The organism is Lacrimispora sp., from assembly GCF_032078915.1.
Classification (GTDB): domain Bacteria; phylum Bacillota; class Clostridia; order Lachnospirales; family Lachnospiraceae; genus Lacrimispora.
The window spans coordinates 13,868-28,259 of sequence record NZ_DAMAUN010000077.1; the positions used below are offsets into that span (position 1 = coordinate 13,868).

At 39.8% G+C, this 14,392-nt stretch carries 13 protein-coding genes, 4 tRNA genes and 1 pseudogene; 13 read left to right on the plus strand and 5 right to left on the minus strand.

The window, feature by feature from the left end:
* Entirely contained in the window at positions 1-315 is a 315-nt protein-coding gene (locus tag RT269_RS23115) for a DUF1540 domain-containing protein (protein WP_025233446.1), read from the plus strand.
* Between the two features lie 158 nt (positions 316-473).
* Here the strand turns inward: RT269_RS23115 and RT269_RS23120 are convergent, their stop codons facing one another.
* Entirely contained in the window at positions 474-887 is a 414-nt protein-coding gene (locus RT269_RS23120) for an EamA family transporter (RefSeq protein ID WP_313186165.1), read from the minus strand.
* A 365-nt stretch (positions 888-1,252) separates the two neighbouring features.
* Between RT269_RS23120 and infC the strand changes: the two genes are divergently transcribed.
* From infC to RT269_RS23160, 8 genes and pseudogenes are all read left to right on the plus strand, one after another.
* A complete protein-coding gene (gene infC, locus RT269_RS23125) occupies positions 1,253-1,750 on the plus strand; it encodes a translation initiation factor IF-3 (RefSeq protein WP_313186166.1) in 498 nt (165 codons plus the stop codon).
* A 23-nt stretch (positions 1,751-1,773) separates the two neighbouring features.
* A complete protein-coding gene (rpmI, locus tag RT269_RS23130) occupies positions 1,774-1,971 on the plus strand; it encodes a 50S ribosomal protein L35 (protein ID WP_013272956.1) in 198 nt (65 codons plus the stop codon).
* A gap of 29 nt (positions 1,972-2,000) precedes the next feature.
* On the plus strand, positions 2,001-2,357 hold the full coding sequence (rplT, locus tag RT269_RS23135; protein ID WP_024295099.1) for a 50S ribosomal protein L20: 357 nt from the start codon (positions 2,001-2,003) through the stop codon (positions 2,355-2,357).
* A 254-nt stretch (positions 2,358-2,611) separates the two neighbouring features.
* Positions 2,612-3,028 (plus strand): hypothetical protein, encoded by a 417-nt coding sequence (locus RT269_RS23140; protein ID WP_313186167.1) that lies wholly within the window; start codon positions 2,612-2,614, stop codon positions 3,026-3,028.
* A 467-nt stretch (positions 3,029-3,495) separates the two neighbouring features.
* Complete coding sequence (locus RT269_RS23145; protein ID WP_313186169.1) at positions 3,496-4,368, plus strand: substrate-binding domain-containing protein; 873 nt, start codon at positions 3,496-3,498, stop codon at positions 4,366-4,368.
* A gap of 689 nt (positions 4,369-5,057) precedes the next feature.
* The gene (locus tag RT269_RS23150) at positions 5,058-5,366 is read left to right on the plus strand and encodes a hypothetical protein (RefSeq protein WP_313186170.1); all 309 of its coding nucleotides are present in this window, start codon (positions 5,058-5,060) and stop codon (positions 5,364-5,366) included.
* A 428-nt stretch (positions 5,367-5,794) separates the two neighbouring features.
* Positions 5,795-6,001, plus strand: a complete 207-nt coding sequence (locus RT269_RS23155; protein WP_313186171.1) for a hypothetical protein — start codon at positions 5,795-5,797, stop codon at positions 5,999-6,001.
* A gap of 238 nt (positions 6,002-6,239) precedes the next feature.
* A pseudogene (locus RT269_RS23160) lies at positions 6,240-6,632 on the plus strand (solute carrier family 23 protein); the annotation flags it as partial.
* Positions 6,633-6,732: 100 nt separating this feature from the next.
* Here RT269_RS23160 and RT269_RS23165 read toward each other — a convergent pair.
* Together RT269_RS23165 and RT269_RS23170 are read right to left on the minus strand one after the other, a co-directional pair.
* A tRNA-Asn gene (locus tag RT269_RS23165) sits at positions 6,733-6,805 on the minus strand.
* A 64-nt stretch (positions 6,806-6,869) separates the two neighbouring features.
* Positions 6,870-6,953 (minus strand) — tRNA-Leu (locus RT269_RS23170).
* A 158-nt stretch (positions 6,954-7,111) separates the two neighbouring features.
* Between RT269_RS23170 and RT269_RS23175 the strand changes: the two genes are divergently transcribed.
* Both RT269_RS23175 and RT269_RS23180 read left to right on the plus strand, forming a co-directional pair.
* A tRNA-Leu gene (locus tag RT269_RS23175) sits at positions 7,112-7,195 on the plus strand.
* Between the two features lie 52 nt (positions 7,196-7,247).
* A tRNA-Leu gene (locus RT269_RS23180) sits at positions 7,248-7,331 on the plus strand.
* 528 nt (positions 7,332-7,859) lie between these two features.
* Here RT269_RS23180 and RT269_RS23185 read toward each other — a convergent pair.
* Positions 7,860-9,248: a sensor histidine kinase gene (locus RT269_RS23185; protein ID WP_313186173.1), complete on the minus strand. Its 1,389-nt coding sequence runs from the start codon at positions 9,246-9,248 to the stop codon at positions 7,860-7,862.
* Positions 9,249-9,597: 349 nt separating this feature from the next.
* On the opposite strand from RT269_RS23185, the gene RT269_RS23190 reads away from it, so the two are divergent.
* Positions 9,598-10,023 carry an RrF2 family transcriptional regulator gene (locus tag RT269_RS23190; RefSeq protein WP_313186174.1) on the plus strand — a complete coding sequence of 142 codons (426 nt, stop codon included), beginning with the start codon at positions 9,598-9,600 and terminating at the stop codon, positions 10,021-10,023.
* A 259-nt stretch (positions 10,024-10,282) separates the two neighbouring features.
* Here the strand turns inward: RT269_RS23190 and RT269_RS23195 are convergent, their stop codons facing one another.
* Entirely contained in the window at positions 10,283-11,101 is an 819-nt protein-coding gene (locus RT269_RS23195) for a MerR family transcriptional regulator (protein ID WP_313186175.1), read from the minus strand.
* A gap of 707 nt (positions 11,102-11,808) precedes the next feature.
* Between RT269_RS23195 and RT269_RS23200 the strand changes: the two genes are divergently transcribed.
* The coding region (locus RT269_RS23200; protein WP_313186176.1) for a pectate lyase-like adhesive domain-containing protein at positions 11,809-14,392 on the plus strand (2,584 nt) is incomplete at its 3' end.

The window sequence follows — 14,392 nt, forward strand, 5'->3', positions numbered from 1 at the left end:
ATGACAAAATTAGATTGTAATGTAACAAGCTGTCTTCATAATTCTGATAATTATTGCTGCAAGTCCGCCATTATCGTGGAAGGATCCCAGGCAAAGGACAGCTATGATACCTGCTGTGGAAGCTTTGATGAGAATAAGGACGGTTCTTTCCATAACTTATTCAAGACTCCGGAAAGCCGACTGGAAGTGGACTGCGAAGCTGTCAACTGCGTTTACAATGAAGGACGCCACTGTTCTGCGGAGCATATCGGAATCGCAGGGGACGGTGCGAATGCAGCAGAGCATACCGAATGCTCTACCTTTAAAACCAGATAATCATTAAAAATAAGATGCGCCGGGAGGAAGTTCCTGACGCATCTTATTTAACCACATAGCTGCGATGGCAGTTATGAGATTATGCCCGGTGAAGCGGGGCACGCTGTGAGCAAATTGCAAAGCGGATTGCGAATATCTGATTGACATAGACGATCGGGTCATAAGATCATAACAAAGGTTCCTGCCGTGATCAGAAGGATGCCTATGAGCTTTTTCATAGTGAATTGTTCATGGAGAATAAGAAATGCCAGGATCACAGTGAGAACTATGCTTAGCTTATCTACGGGAACGACCTTGGAAGCTTCTCCAATTTGAAGGGCTTTGTAATAGCAGATCCAGGAGAGACCGGTAGCAATGCCGGATAAGATGAGAAAGATCCAGCTTTTTCTGCTGATTTCAGGGAGTCCGGTCTGAGCCCCCGTGAGAAAAACGATCAACCAGGCCATAAGCACCACAACAACTGTCCGGATGGCCGTAGCCAGATTGGAATTGACTCCTTCGATTCCCATTTTAGCCAAAATTGAAGTGAATGCGGCAAAAACAGAGGAAAGAAGAGCGAAAGCAAACCACATAAAAAGCGCCTCCTGATTCGTTTATTTTATTCATATTACCATTGTAGCTCTCCCGCTAGAAAGTTGCAAGATAAGCCTTAAAAGGAAAAGAAGACAGTGTTTAAAAAAATATGTTGACAGAAAGATAAATATATAGTATTATTATGAGAGTTGTGAAAACAGCAAACAGGAAAGTAGGTATCCGCCTCACCACGGCACGAGTAAGTGTCCCTGGTTCATAGCCTTTGGTACATAGGTTTACTGTGTAGAGACTTTGGTGGTGGATAGCATTTGTCTATCTACTTTTTTTTATGCCTATGGGCAAGCAATGTGGATTCCAGCCAACACACACTATATAATGGAGGTGCACGACAATTAGCGATTTAATGATTAATGAACAGATCAGAGATAAGGAAGTTCTGTTGATTGGTGAAAACGGAGAAAAATTGGGAATCATGTCAACAAGGGATGCTTTGCAGATGGCAAAGGAAGCAGAACTGGATTTGGTTAAGATTGCTCCGACTGCAAAACCACCGGTTTGTAAGATTATCGATTATGGTAAATATCGTTATGAACTGGCAAGGAAAGAAAAAGAAGCTAAAAAGAAACAGAAGGTAATCGAAGTAAAGGAAGTTCGTTTATCTCCTAACATTGACACCAACGATTTAAACACGAAGATGAGCGCCGCAAGGAAGTTCCTCGAAAAGGGAGATAAAGTTAAGGTAACCTTACGTTTCAGAGGTCGTGAGATGGCGCATATGTCAAAGTCAAGATATATTCTGGATGACTTCGCTGAGAAGTTGGCAGATATCGCAGTTGTTGACAAGCCAGCTAAGGTGGAAGGAAGAAGCATGGTTATATTTTTGAATGCAAAACGCCAATAGAACTTATCAAGGAGGAAAATACAATGCCTAAATTAAAAACCAGCAAATCAGCTGCAAAACGCTTTAAAGTTACAGGAACGGGAAAGCTTGTAAGAAATAAAGCTTACAAATCTCACATCTTAACTAAGAAATCAACTAAGAGAAAAAGAAATCTTAGAAAAGATATCGTTACTGATGCAACAAACGCAAAAGTAATGAAGAAGATTTTACCATATTTATAGGATCTTAAGTTAAGAAGGAGGAAAAACCGATGGCAAGAATTAAAGGCGGTATGAACGCTAAGAAAAAACATAACAGAGTGTTAAAGATGGCTAAAGGCTATAGAGGCGCTCGTTCCAAACAGTATAGAGTAGCAAAGCAGTCAGTTATGAGAGCATTAACAAGCTCCTATGCAGGCAGAAAAGAGAGAAAGAGACAGTTCAGACAGTTATGGATTGCTCGTATCAATGCTGCTGCACGTATTAACGGTGTATCTTACAGCGTATTTATGCACGGCTTAAAGTTAGCTGGAGTTGATTTAAACAGAAAAGTTCTGGCTGACATGGCAGTGAATGATGCAGAAGGCTTCGCTAAATTAGCAGAACTGGCTAAATCCAAAGTGGCTTAATCGCATATTCAAACCTCGGAAACCTCGTGTTTACGGGGTTTTTTTGATGTCTGCAAGCGCCTAAAAACCATATTTTGATTCGTAATATACGCGCAATATACAAGAGCATTTAGAACTTAGCAGGAATTTTATTAATTTCTGCAAGTAGTTCTTCCGTCGTTTTATGGGTGTACGGTAAACTGACAAATTGGTTTACTGGCTTGCTGGACATACATTCCCCTTAAGGACTCTTTTCTGACTGCGGTGGATTCACTGTGGCTGGCTTTAATACTGGAATTGCAGAAAAGATGAAATCGTCTGGTGATCTCATGAAACAGTGGGCCAGTGATGCATCAAATGCCTTTGATGTATCCAATGTAGTAGTGCCGGATATGGGAGTGGAATACAGTGTGAACAGAGAGTTTTTTGACATAATCGATACGAAAGCTCCGGTTTCATACGATCCGCCTTCTTATAACTTTAAAGCTGGCATATCTGCAGAATTGAATGCAGCGTTATCTGGAATTATTGATTATGAGAAGATGGCAAAGGCTATGGTGCCGATTGTAGCAAATGCTCTGGAGCATGCAGACATAAAAGCAAAGATTGGTCCGCAAGAAGTATGGAATAGTACAAAAGATAGCTGGAATCAGGATTATCGAAAGTTAAAAAAAGCACCAATCCCAATTTAAAATAAGGGCCATAGACTCTTCCATATTTGGATGACCTATGGTCTTTTTTATTTCACTATATTAAAATAGCAATTGAATGAAGTAATATTACGAACCCTCCCTCGCATATAATCGAATGACCGTGTATTCTTCCAAATCTGTAAGTTGTGCCGGTTATAGGAGTATTAAAGCGCCTTCTGCTATAGATTCGAATTTTATTTCAAGAATTAGAATTGTTCCAAATTTTAGCCTGGGGGACAAGGAGTATTAACAGGAATTGTAGATACGGGAATAGGTTACAGATATTTTATTTATCTGGACAAATATTCCACTGTTACAGCCTATAATTATGTTAATAACAGTATATATCTTTATGCAAGTCGGTTATATATCAGTACACTCGTTGTAAAGCCCGAATTTCAACACCAGGTGTGAAGGTAATTGGACCAACATTAAAATTGATTATTAATATAGGAGATGTTGTAGAAATGAACCATATAGTAAATGAGAATTATAAAATTTATTTAATAACCATGGATAAAAGTGATCAATTTTGGAAGATTATGGATAATGGTGCCAGAGAAATGGCTTCTATGATAGGTATTACATATGAATGGGACGCCCCCTTAACGAGAGATGTAAATAAACAAATTCAAATATTTAATAATGCCGTAGCAGCGGGAGCAGATGCAATAATGTTAGCGGCGAGTGATCCTTTAAGGATTTCAAGAGCAGTTGAAGAAGCGAAAGCAAAGGGTATAAAAATCATTTATGTTGATGCACCAGCGTTTGAAGAAGCAGTCACAACCTTAGCTACAGATAATTATACAGCTGGTAAGATAGCTGGAGAAAATATGTTTTACGAATTAGAGGAGATGGGTCTCACATATGGTTCAATAGGAATCATTGGGGTAACTCCTGAAAACAGAACGACTGTAAATCGGGAAATGGGATTTCGCGATTATTTTAGATTGTTTGTCAGATATCAAATATTAGAAACAATATATACGAATGGTGACCCAGAGTTAGCAAAACAAGCAACGGAAAAACATATAAGAGACAATCCCGATCTTGTTGGTGTTTTTTCAACGAATGAAGGATCTACCTTAGGGATGGGGTACGCTTTGAGAGAAAATGATATAAATATTATTGGTATTGGATTTGATATCACAGCGGTAATTCAGGAAATGATAAGAGATAATACTATAAAAGCTACATTGGTACAAAATCCATTTACAATGGGCTATTTGGGTATGGCTGAGGCAGTTGCTGCATTAAGGGGATTTGATACAGGTCCACAATTAATTAATACTGGAGTAACAGTAGTTAATATATATACTCCAAGTCGAATATTATCATAATTAACTATATTTGAGAAATAAGGGAATTAAAATGACACATGTAGAAAGAAATCATATTATGGGTGATGAAATGTTAAAAAGAAATGGACGCAGCGATACCGGAATTGAGACTTGGTACTCAGCCAGTTGATGCTGTTTTATCCAGAACGATTGAATGAATATCTATAAAGGAAAACCGGTCAGACAGTTTGTCACAACTGTCTGACCGGCCCATTTATTTCCTTTTTTCGTCGGTACTTATAATATGCCCTATTTTTTCCTAATATTTCCAGAGGCCGGGTGTGGGCAGAGCCCACAAAAAGAAAGCTACAGGTAACGAAAATTTGTAAAGGAACAGCCCGTAAAACCTGGTTGATCTGCAATGAGGTAATATCAACCCTTGAAACCCTTATTGATGTCCGCAAGTTGCTCCTGTAAACACATGGTTTACGGGGGCTTTTTTTAACCTCATCAAGAAGTGAAGCGGATTATGAATATTTGATTGACTACTTAAAACGACACTTATCCACAATAATGTGGAAACAATTGTGGATTGTGTGTTAATATCTGAAAATACGACATAAATATGCAAATTATTACAAGACTACGACCTGCGGTTATACACAAACTCAGCGCTAACACACCTTGTCTAAGTGTCCCATATAATATATTGTAACACAGCAAATAAAAGTGAAAGTATATGAGTAGTTTTGAATGTAAATTCAAATGCAGATGTATTAAGAATTGCAAACGTGATCGCGACTGTGACCGTGATCGTGAATGCGACTGCAAACGTGATCGTGAATGCGGCTGCAAACGTGATCGTGAATGCGACTGCAAACGTGATCGTGAATGCGGCTGCAAACGTAATCGTAAATGTGACTGTGATAGTGAATGCGACTGCAAACGTGATAGTGAATACGGCTGCAAATGTGATCGTGAATGCGGCTGCAAACGTGATCGTGAATGTGACTGTGATCGTGAATGTGACTGTGATAGTGAATGTGATGCAAACGTGATCGTGAATGTGATGCAAACGTGATCGTGAATGTGATTGTGACCGCGATCGTGAATGTGATCATGACGGCGAAAGGATCAGACAAGCAATAAAAGAAGCTTACTGGAGAGGCTTTAAAGACGGATGCAGAAAATTCAGCTGGCGAAATAGTGATCGCTAAGATTTTGAAGAAAATGAAGAATACGAAGAAAATCAAGAATATGAAGGATATGAAGAGTAGTCATTGATATAGGCGGGCTCCAGGCGTTCCGGCCCCACGAAAATAAATATAGTATCATCAATTTATCAACTCTTTCTCATTATAAAATGGGTTAGAATAAATACATATATATAAATTAATTGAGTGAATGCCGTTGTCAAAGTCATCTTTTACAGCATTCACATCTTTTCTAATGGGCCCATATAATAAGATATAAAATAATAAAAGAGGTGCAAATATGGGCTGTTTTTGGGGCGGCTGTAATAATAATTGCAGGCGTAGTTGCAACAATAACTGCGGATGTGAAAATAGATCTTGTTGCGAAACTGAGAGAGATGAATGTGAGAAGGAAAGAAGAGAAGCTTACTGCGCAGGTTTTCGGGATGGCTGCAACAGCGCTTCCCGCTGGCGCGGTGATGATGACTGCTGATAAATGAAAGCAGAGTAAGAGAAGTGCTCCAGGAGGCTGAGAGTTTCTGATTTGGAATGTGGCGCTGCAACAGGCGTTTGTATGCCATCTTTTAGGACGGTTATGTACACTTAGTAATATGATTGCCTACAGGTGAAAATAAAATAGTATAAAATTTTAACGAAAAATTAGCCCCGGGATTTTATCTTCGGGGCTATTGTATTAGGGGAAACCTAAAATATTTTTTGATATGGATATCCGGGTAGACAAAGGTTGTTGACCGTTTTACATCATGACAGGGGCTGCGTGAATGATATTGGCAGGTTTATTTCCTCCGATCGGTTCCTTTTTTGCATCTCTTCCTGAGGCTGTGCTGGGTGCTTGTACCATTATGATGTTTGGATCCATCATCATAAGCGGTGTGCAGATGCTGGCCCGGGCCGGATTTAGCCAGAGAAATTCCATTATCAGTTCCTTGCTGCTCAGTGTGGGAATCGGATTTACCCTGATTCCGGAAAAATTTTCATATATTCCCGGAAATCATTCAGGATGTATTTTCAGAAAATTGTATGGCTGTGGTGTTTGTACTGGCCTTGGGACTGAACCTCATACTTCCGGAAAAAATGGAAATTGAAAAACCGACAGAGGTGATGGAGTAGAGTGTATCTTCCAATGATAATGAAAAAGCGCAGACAAAGATGCCTGCGCTTTTTTGTTTTTTATAATCACATGTGCCTTATATTTCCTGGCAATAAAAAACTCCCCGAGTAGGACTTGAACCTACGACCCAACGGTTAACAGCCGTTTGCTCTACCGACTGAGCTATCGAGGAATACATGATTTATTATACCCGAAAAGCGAAATATGTCAATAGGGAAAATATAAATAATAAAAAATGCGGGAGATGGGACTTGAACCCACACGAGCATACACCCACAAGATCCTTAGTCTTGCCTGTCTGCCAATTCCAGCACTCCCGCACAACGAACATTATCTTAGCACTTAAAAGTGAAATTGTCAATATTTTTTGAAAAATATATACAAAAAAAATATTTGAAAAATTTGGAGAAATGTTGTTGACATATAAGAGCTTGTATACTATAATAACTATTGTTGTTACGACAGATAACAACGAAATGCAGAAGTGGCGGAATTGGCAGACGCGCACGGTTCAGGTCCGTGTGGTAGCAATACCTTGAGGGTTCAAGTCCCTTCTTCTGCATGAAACTATGCAGATTGTCATAGCTGTGTGGTTTTCAATATTTATATGACATGCGGGAGTGCTGGAATTGGCAGACAGGCAAGACTAAGGATCTTGTGGTTGTATGATCGTGTGGGTTCAAGTCCCATCTCCCGCATTATAATTTAAACCGATTAGAATGTCCTGTGGAGAAAACCGCAGGACATTAATTTTTTTCGGATTTACTATAATATTTGCCCGTCAAAAAATTGATCATAAAATAGCGCTCAAAAGCAGCGCCTTTAAGAAAACAAATAATGCCAATTTAGAGCCGGGGATTTAATAACAATCCCGGGCTTTTTTTCGTTAAAGTTTTATTAATAAGAGCTTAATAAGAACCCTATTTTACAGTAAAATAAAAATTCGATACATATAAATCGCAATTAGGGAGTTAGATAATAATAAGGATTATATTGGGTGTATGATAATTAATACAATTGTTAAATATTAATTCTGGTAATTTGTCTGGTTGGTAAACGGATAAATAACTTGTCTGAATCCCTATCATCATTCCAACGTTTTCCCCATTTGAGCTTATTCAACTGCCTTAAATTTGGCTTTCTGAATGAGCTCTTTTTTTATGTACAAATAGAAAAATGATTAAGTTTTAAAATTAGGAATGTGTAATAAAATGAAGTGTCATGCCTTACGCAGGAGAAGCCGGACGGATTTTGGTTTCCTTTTTATTCCATCGTTGTATGTTAACAGGCAGTAAAAGCGTTGTCCTAAATATCATTTCCTTCTGATCTACATCTATGACCATTATACCACCTAATTTTGTTGCCGTCTCATCAATGATTGATAAACCAAGGCCATGAAAATCCCGATTAGGCTTTGTTGATTCTGGGATTCCATTACGGATGACTACTTTCCCATGAAATGAGTTTGCTGTTTCGATTTTAAGCCAGCCATTGTTGGAAATAAATCTGCTTGTGATGGCAATAAATCTTTCGGAATCAGAAGTGACTTTTGCACAAGCCTCTGCCGCATTATTGAACAGGTTTGTAAACATACGGACAATATCGGTTTCAGAAATATTATGACCGATGGGAAGATAGACATTAGCTGAAAATTGTGTGGATTGCTCCTCGCATCGAGCTGCGGTGTCCTGCAGGAGAGCATTAAGCAGGATATTATTTGAATAGGAATGTTGGACCGGAACTTGCTTTTGGCTTATCTCGTGAATGGTATCGAGCAAACTTATTGCTTTCTGATATTCACCGATGGATAACAGAGATTTTACAGAGGTTATCATGTGAGTGTAATCCTGTTTGAAAGCCTGAAAGCTCTCGGCATATTTCTGATACGCTTTATAATGCCGCAATTGTCTTTCGAGCTGCTGCTGCTGCAATTCAGTATGTAATTCATATTTCAAAAGGGAACTGGTTTTGATTCCCCGGTAGACGAGTGATCCCTGTGCAGCAAAGCAGATGATACAGGAGATGATGCAGGCCATGTTATACCAGGGCAAATCCGCCGCATAATACCGCCCCAGGTTGATAAACAGCAGATATCCCAGAAGGCAAACTTGAAAAATAGCCACGAACCGGATCTGTTCATTGCTGCGGTAGAACGTTTTGACCTTCGCTTTTGGAGCGATGAAATGGCGAAAAAGCAAATTGTAAACGAGTATCACTAATAAGGAGAGGATCCATGCAATAGGGTAGTAAAACTTGTCTTGCCTTACCCACTGTTCGCTATGGTTCAGAATCAGAGCGAAGACCGGCAATACAATTCCTCTTCCCCAATATAAAACTGCGACAAAATAGCCACTCTCAAAAAGAAGCTGCATCGGATTCATTTGATACAATCCTTTTAATTCCAGCAAAACGATCAATAAGAGGGCCAGAGCTCCAAAATGTGAGGATATGGCCAATCCCCCAGCAGCACTGAAGCTCCAATTAATGACTGCAGAAACCAGGAAGAATATCAAGTGATTTCGCTTCAACAAAAAATTCCTTCTATGATAAAGAAGAAAAGATACACTGTACACGGTAAAAAGGGATTCTGCGACAAACCGTAATAAAAATGACATCGGTTACCTCCTTTCATAAGAAAAACCTCTGTTCGGTGGAAGAAATTAGTCCAACAAGCAGCATTTGCCACAATTCGTATAAATGAATATAGATGGAGCAAAAGATTAAATATAAAATAGCATTTATTGCCAAAAATAGTATTTATTATGCTCTTAATTCCTTATTTGTTGTTCTCAATTATCGGTCTGTGGTGGGAAGGACATATCAGAGGTTTTTATTTTTTAACAGCTAAATTCAATACATAAAAACTAAAATTGAGTACATATATTTCCAGAAAAACCAAGTTTCAAATTATACTCGCAAAGTAAAGTATTGATATTACAAAATTTCTATTTTGGAGTAAATACAATGAGATTCCAGATTACAACGGACTATGCGATTCGGATCATCCTTTATATGGCTCAGCAGGGTGTTCAAGTGACAACAGCAAAAGAGGCAGCAGCGCAATTAGGTATGACCTATAACTATTTCAATAAGATAGCCGCAAAAATCAAGCGGTTAGGGTTCGTAGAGTCTGTACAAGGCCCAAAGGGAGGATACCGTTTAGCAAAAGATGCTGCAGACATAACATTATACGATATTGTTGAGGCGATGGAGGGAAGTATATGCATCAATCGATGTTTGGAAGAGGATGGATACTGCAGCAGAAATGCTGCCCCAACATGTATGGTGCATCGAATTTTTGAATCCATCCAGTCTAAAACGATTGAAATGCTAAGTGGAATTCGAATTTGCGATCTTATATATGAAAATGCGAACGAAACATCACATTGAGGAGGAGAACTCATCAGAATTGCCTAACGTATGAAAAAGCGATTTACGGTTTTCTCCGGTAAGAGCTAAGACTGGAAATAAGCCCGGATTTGTGGCCTGCATGAAATAGAAGATAGCGGTGTACCGCCATAGAAATGAGATTGGAAACTTTTCCCGGTACACAACGAACAAAACGTAGAAAAAGATGAAAATGTAAGCCTTTGTCTTTACGCAGAAAAAACCGTATGCAAATCGCAAACGGTTTTTTCTGCTGTAATCATTATTTCTTTTTAACAGGATAGCAAACCTCGGTTACTAACTCATCAGGGTTCTGAGTCTGAGCAGGGCTGACATGATAGATGCAGAACATACCTCCGTTAAATTCATAACCATTGTCATTTACCCAATTTGCCACCGCATGGTTTACAGTGGTGATCTGCTCGTAGCTGCCCTTATAGGTTGCTGAAGCAATCTCCACCGCAGGCATGGTTTTAAACACAACGTGTTCAGTATCTTGATAGTACCCTTTTACCGTGATTTGTATTTCTACATCCACGTCGCGATCCTTATATCCCTCGTCATGGAAAATTGCAAGGCTGCAGCAATTGTCAGCCTGCTGAAGCTGCAGTGGAGCTGTTTCTGTCATCATAAGGTTCCACAGGATGCCTTCCTGATCGTAGGCGGGAATCACCTTTCGTACACTGGCAACATAGCGCTCCGGTAGGTTTTTTAATGTAACATTGTAATTCATAGCGGTCTCATCCTTTCTCAGCCGTTTGATGGCTGTGTCAAGGAGCAGTAAACGGCGGCCTGTTTCTTCGGCTTCCGCCTGAACCTCAGCCTGCTTCACTGTCAGAAAATCAGCTAATGCCCGGGGATTATCGTAGTTCTTCAGGATTTCTCCAATTGGAACAAGGCCAAACCCCATATCCTTAAGGGCTATGATTCTGCCTGCAATCGGCAGTTGATCCTCCCCATAGTAACGATAGCCGGTAAAGCTATCCGTGGTTTTAGGCACTAACAGGCCGATCTCATCGTAATGCCGAAGCATACGTATACTAACCCTTGATAATTTTGAAAAATCACCTATTTTCAGCATTTTTATTTCCTCACATATATGTGTTCTTTGAGCTCAACTACAGTATAAAGTATACCACAATGTAAGAGTCAATAGGGATTTTAGATTATTTACAATCGGATGACTTTTTAGTACTTGTATGAGAGGGAATAGTACTTTCTTCCATTGGTGGAAAATTTAATACACCAAACCCCTAATTCACTACGTGGGTTTAATAAATGCAGTTATTTATACTATACTTCCAAAGTAAAGTTTAAAATCAATAATTACTTTTTGAAAGGAGGATTCAGAAAAATTTCTTATAACAATAAATTATGCCATTCAGGTTATTATTTATGTAGCTTAACGGAGCGCTTGTACAGCAGCTGGAGAAGAAGCAATGCAATTAAACATGGCTTGCGGCTTCTTTAATAAAGATGATGCAGCAAAAAAAGGCGGAGATCTTAAAGGCTGCACAGGGGTACTGGAGTGAATACATTTTGATAAAAAGCGCCTATGATATTTTGTAATATTACTGATGTTATGGGGCGTTATATGTACCTGTTGCAACTTTACAGATGAATTTTAAAGTAGGGATGTTGTCTCTAAATAAAAAGCTTCAAAGTTTGACAATTATGAAAAGAGTTAGGACCTTAAACCTTTCGCAGGAAAAGCAGCTGGGTCTAATAAGAACAGGATGCCCTTTAATTTCAGTAATAAAGGGGGATCAAAAAATAGGAGGAAAACATATGCAAACAATGAGACACCGTAAAAGCAGCAAAATAATCAGCTTGCTCTTGGTGATGGTTTTGCTCTGCGCGATGTTCCCAATAAGGATATTTGCAGAAGAGACTGGGGAGGTTACAGTAAGCACTGCCAAAGAATTTATTCAGGCAGTTAATAGTAATAATACCTGGAAAATTACGCTTGCCGCGGATGTTGTTATAGAGTATGGAATGACAAATGCGCTGGGCAATTGGAACAGTAATTATCAAAGTACGGCTCAGCCTGGTTACTCTGGACAACCGCAAGGGATTTTGGTTGGAAATAAAGCAAATGCCGGTGGTGACGGCAGCTTCGTAATCGATGGCCAGAATCAATATAAGATTATATTTAAGTGGCCCCATACGATTGTCGAGAATGGCAATTTTTATTTTCCTAACGCGAGTAAGGTAAAGTCATTTACGATGAAAGATATTACATGGTACGGCAGTAGTGAGGTTGGCTGTTACTTTCCGGTGGGTAATGTCGTGAATGATGTACAGATTACCTTTGATCATGTTACTTACAAAGGACCGGGTATGGGTGATATTGCTATATATCCAGTTTATAAACCGCAGGTATTATTTAGAGACTGTGACATTACGATGAGTTACCGCAATGGATCAGGAGGAAGCGGAGTTGATTCGGAAGGATATGGAGGAAGTTTGCCGTCATCTGGCTCTGCGTCCTATGGAGCTTTGTGGCAGGATACCCACGCTTCTGAAACCATTGCCGCAAATTTTATTACATTTGAAGGAAATAATACCATCGCCAAACAGGACTCTCCGGCAGACGGCGGGGGTGTTCTCGGTGATATTGATCCGATCTTCTATATTTACTGGTATGGGGACAGCTACGTGAAGGTAGCAGACGACGCTTCTCTGATCATTAAGGATGAGGCGGGAAAAACAAAGCAATCTACCTATACAACCGGTTTAATTGGTACCCATACATCCTCCTATTCCACTCCGTTTATCGTTGGAGAAAATGCTGTGTTTGAATATCACCATGTTGGCGGCGGCAATGGATTTATTACCGATTACTACAAGCTTGGCAGCCTTATAATTGGGGATCAGGCAAGTGTTGTCTTCGATATCAAAGCTGATAAAAAGTTTAATACAAATGATGTAAGCAATCTTCCTGCCTATTTTACGGCGGACTCAATTCGTGTCGGTGAAGGGGCAAAGTGGACATATGTTGTGGATTATGCTGGTTCAGCTGCCAATGCCAACAACTCAATGGTCAGTGCAAACACTATCAGCATTGCAGATAGTGCCGAAGTAAACCTTATTGCCAAGAATAATTCGCAGGCAGAATCCCTGATTACTTTGCGGGACAGCAACCCCGGCATTTCATTTACAAATCCCAAAAATGTTGTATTATTCAATAGCAAGAGCGACACAAACTCTTATGTAATCAAGAGCTCCAGCAATGCAAGCTTGAACATAAAAACAAATGGGATTCGTTCTTGGGTGTTTTTACCTGAAAACAATGTGTCTATAACAGGGAATATCAATCCAGGAAATCAGATGGCCCTTGAAAACAACTACATAACCTCCCCGGATGCCCCTTACCAGTGGGTGCTGGATGGAGAACAATACTCAGCAACTCTAAGATCAGGTGCAAATGCTGAAATTATAAACTATTCTCCGGGTCATGGTAATGTTTTCAATCTGTCCGGTACGAATGCGTTAAAAAACATTAATGTATTGGAACTCCGGGCAAAAGCTGCTTTGACAAGTGGCAGCGTTTTATATGAAATCTGGGATGGTAAATCTGTCAGCAGCTTCCCTGCCGAAATTGGCGGACCATTCCCTGTTTCAGGTCCGAAGGACAATCATTACAACTATTTAATAGCAAATGAAATACAATTAGGAAGCGGAGAAGATCATTATATCTTTGACAAGGAATATACACTGAATCAGTTACAGGTTAATGCGGCAATTTCCGATTTGGCACTGACAATGAGCGATACTGAGTATGGTTTGGGAACGCACACGCTCTATTATGCAGTTGACAACCGAGGAGCGATTCCGGGAACCGATCCGGATGGAGTCCCAGACTATCTGCAGCCTTATTCAACTGTAAAAGTATTCTATAGTCTTTATGACGGCACCGTTGGGGATCCTCAGCCTGTCAGTGAGCGAGAGAATATAGAAATAGCTACCTTATATGAAAAAGTCGGTTCGGCAGGCATTTATATTGCACCTAAAACCCAGACATATAATGCAGAAAACTACGTGTTTGACGATATTTTGACCGATGATGAATGGGATAACAAAGGCGGCCTTTCGTCCTATCAGTTGGAGGGCAGGAAAGTTTCCTTTACCTACCCTGAGGACGTAGAGGAAGATCCCATACCAGATGGGAAATTAGTACTTGTTTATTCGCTGGATATAAAAGATAAAAACGATATTAACGGCAATGGCAATGAAGATGAGCCGAATGGTATTCCCGATTGGCAGGAAACTGAAACCGAAGGAGGCAACGAAACTGGCGGAGGAAGCGAAACCGGCGGAGGAAACGAAACTGGTGGAGGTAGTGAAACCGGTGGAGGAAACGAAACTGGTG

Coding starts and splice junctions, on each gene's coding strand:
- RT269_RS23195 (WP_313186175.1), bottom strand. CDS start 11,101: ATGCTGAAAATAGGTGATTTTTCAAAATTATCAAGGGTTAGTATACGT.
- RT269_RS23120 (WP_313186165.1), bottom strand. CDS start 887: ATGTGGTTTGCTTTCGCTCTTCTTTCCTCTGTTTTTGCCGCATTCACT.
- RT269_RS23185 (WP_313186173.1), bottom strand. CDS start 9,248: ATGTCATTTTTATTACGGTTTGTCGCAGAATCCCTTTTTACCGTGTAC.
- rpmI (WP_013272956.1), top strand. CDS start 1,774: ATGCCTAAATTAAAAACCAGCAAATCAGCTGCAAAACGCTTTAAAGTT.
- rplT (WP_024295099.1), top strand. CDS start 2,001: ATGGCAAGAATTAAAGGCGGTATGAACGCTAAGAAAAAACATAACAGA.
- RT269_RS23115 (WP_025233446.1), top strand. CDS start 1: ATGACAAAATTAGATTGTAATGTAACAAGCTGTCTTCATAATTCTGAT.
- infC (WP_313186166.1), top strand. CDS start 1,253: ATGATTAATGAACAGATCAGAGATAAGGAAGTTCTGTTGATTGGTGAA.
- RT269_RS23145 (WP_313186169.1), top strand. CDS start 3,496: ATGAACCATATAGTAAATGAGAATTATAAAATTTATTTAATAACCATG.
- RT269_RS23190 (WP_313186174.1), top strand. CDS start 9,598: ATGAGATTCCAGATTACAACGGACTATGCGATTCGGATCATCCTTTAT.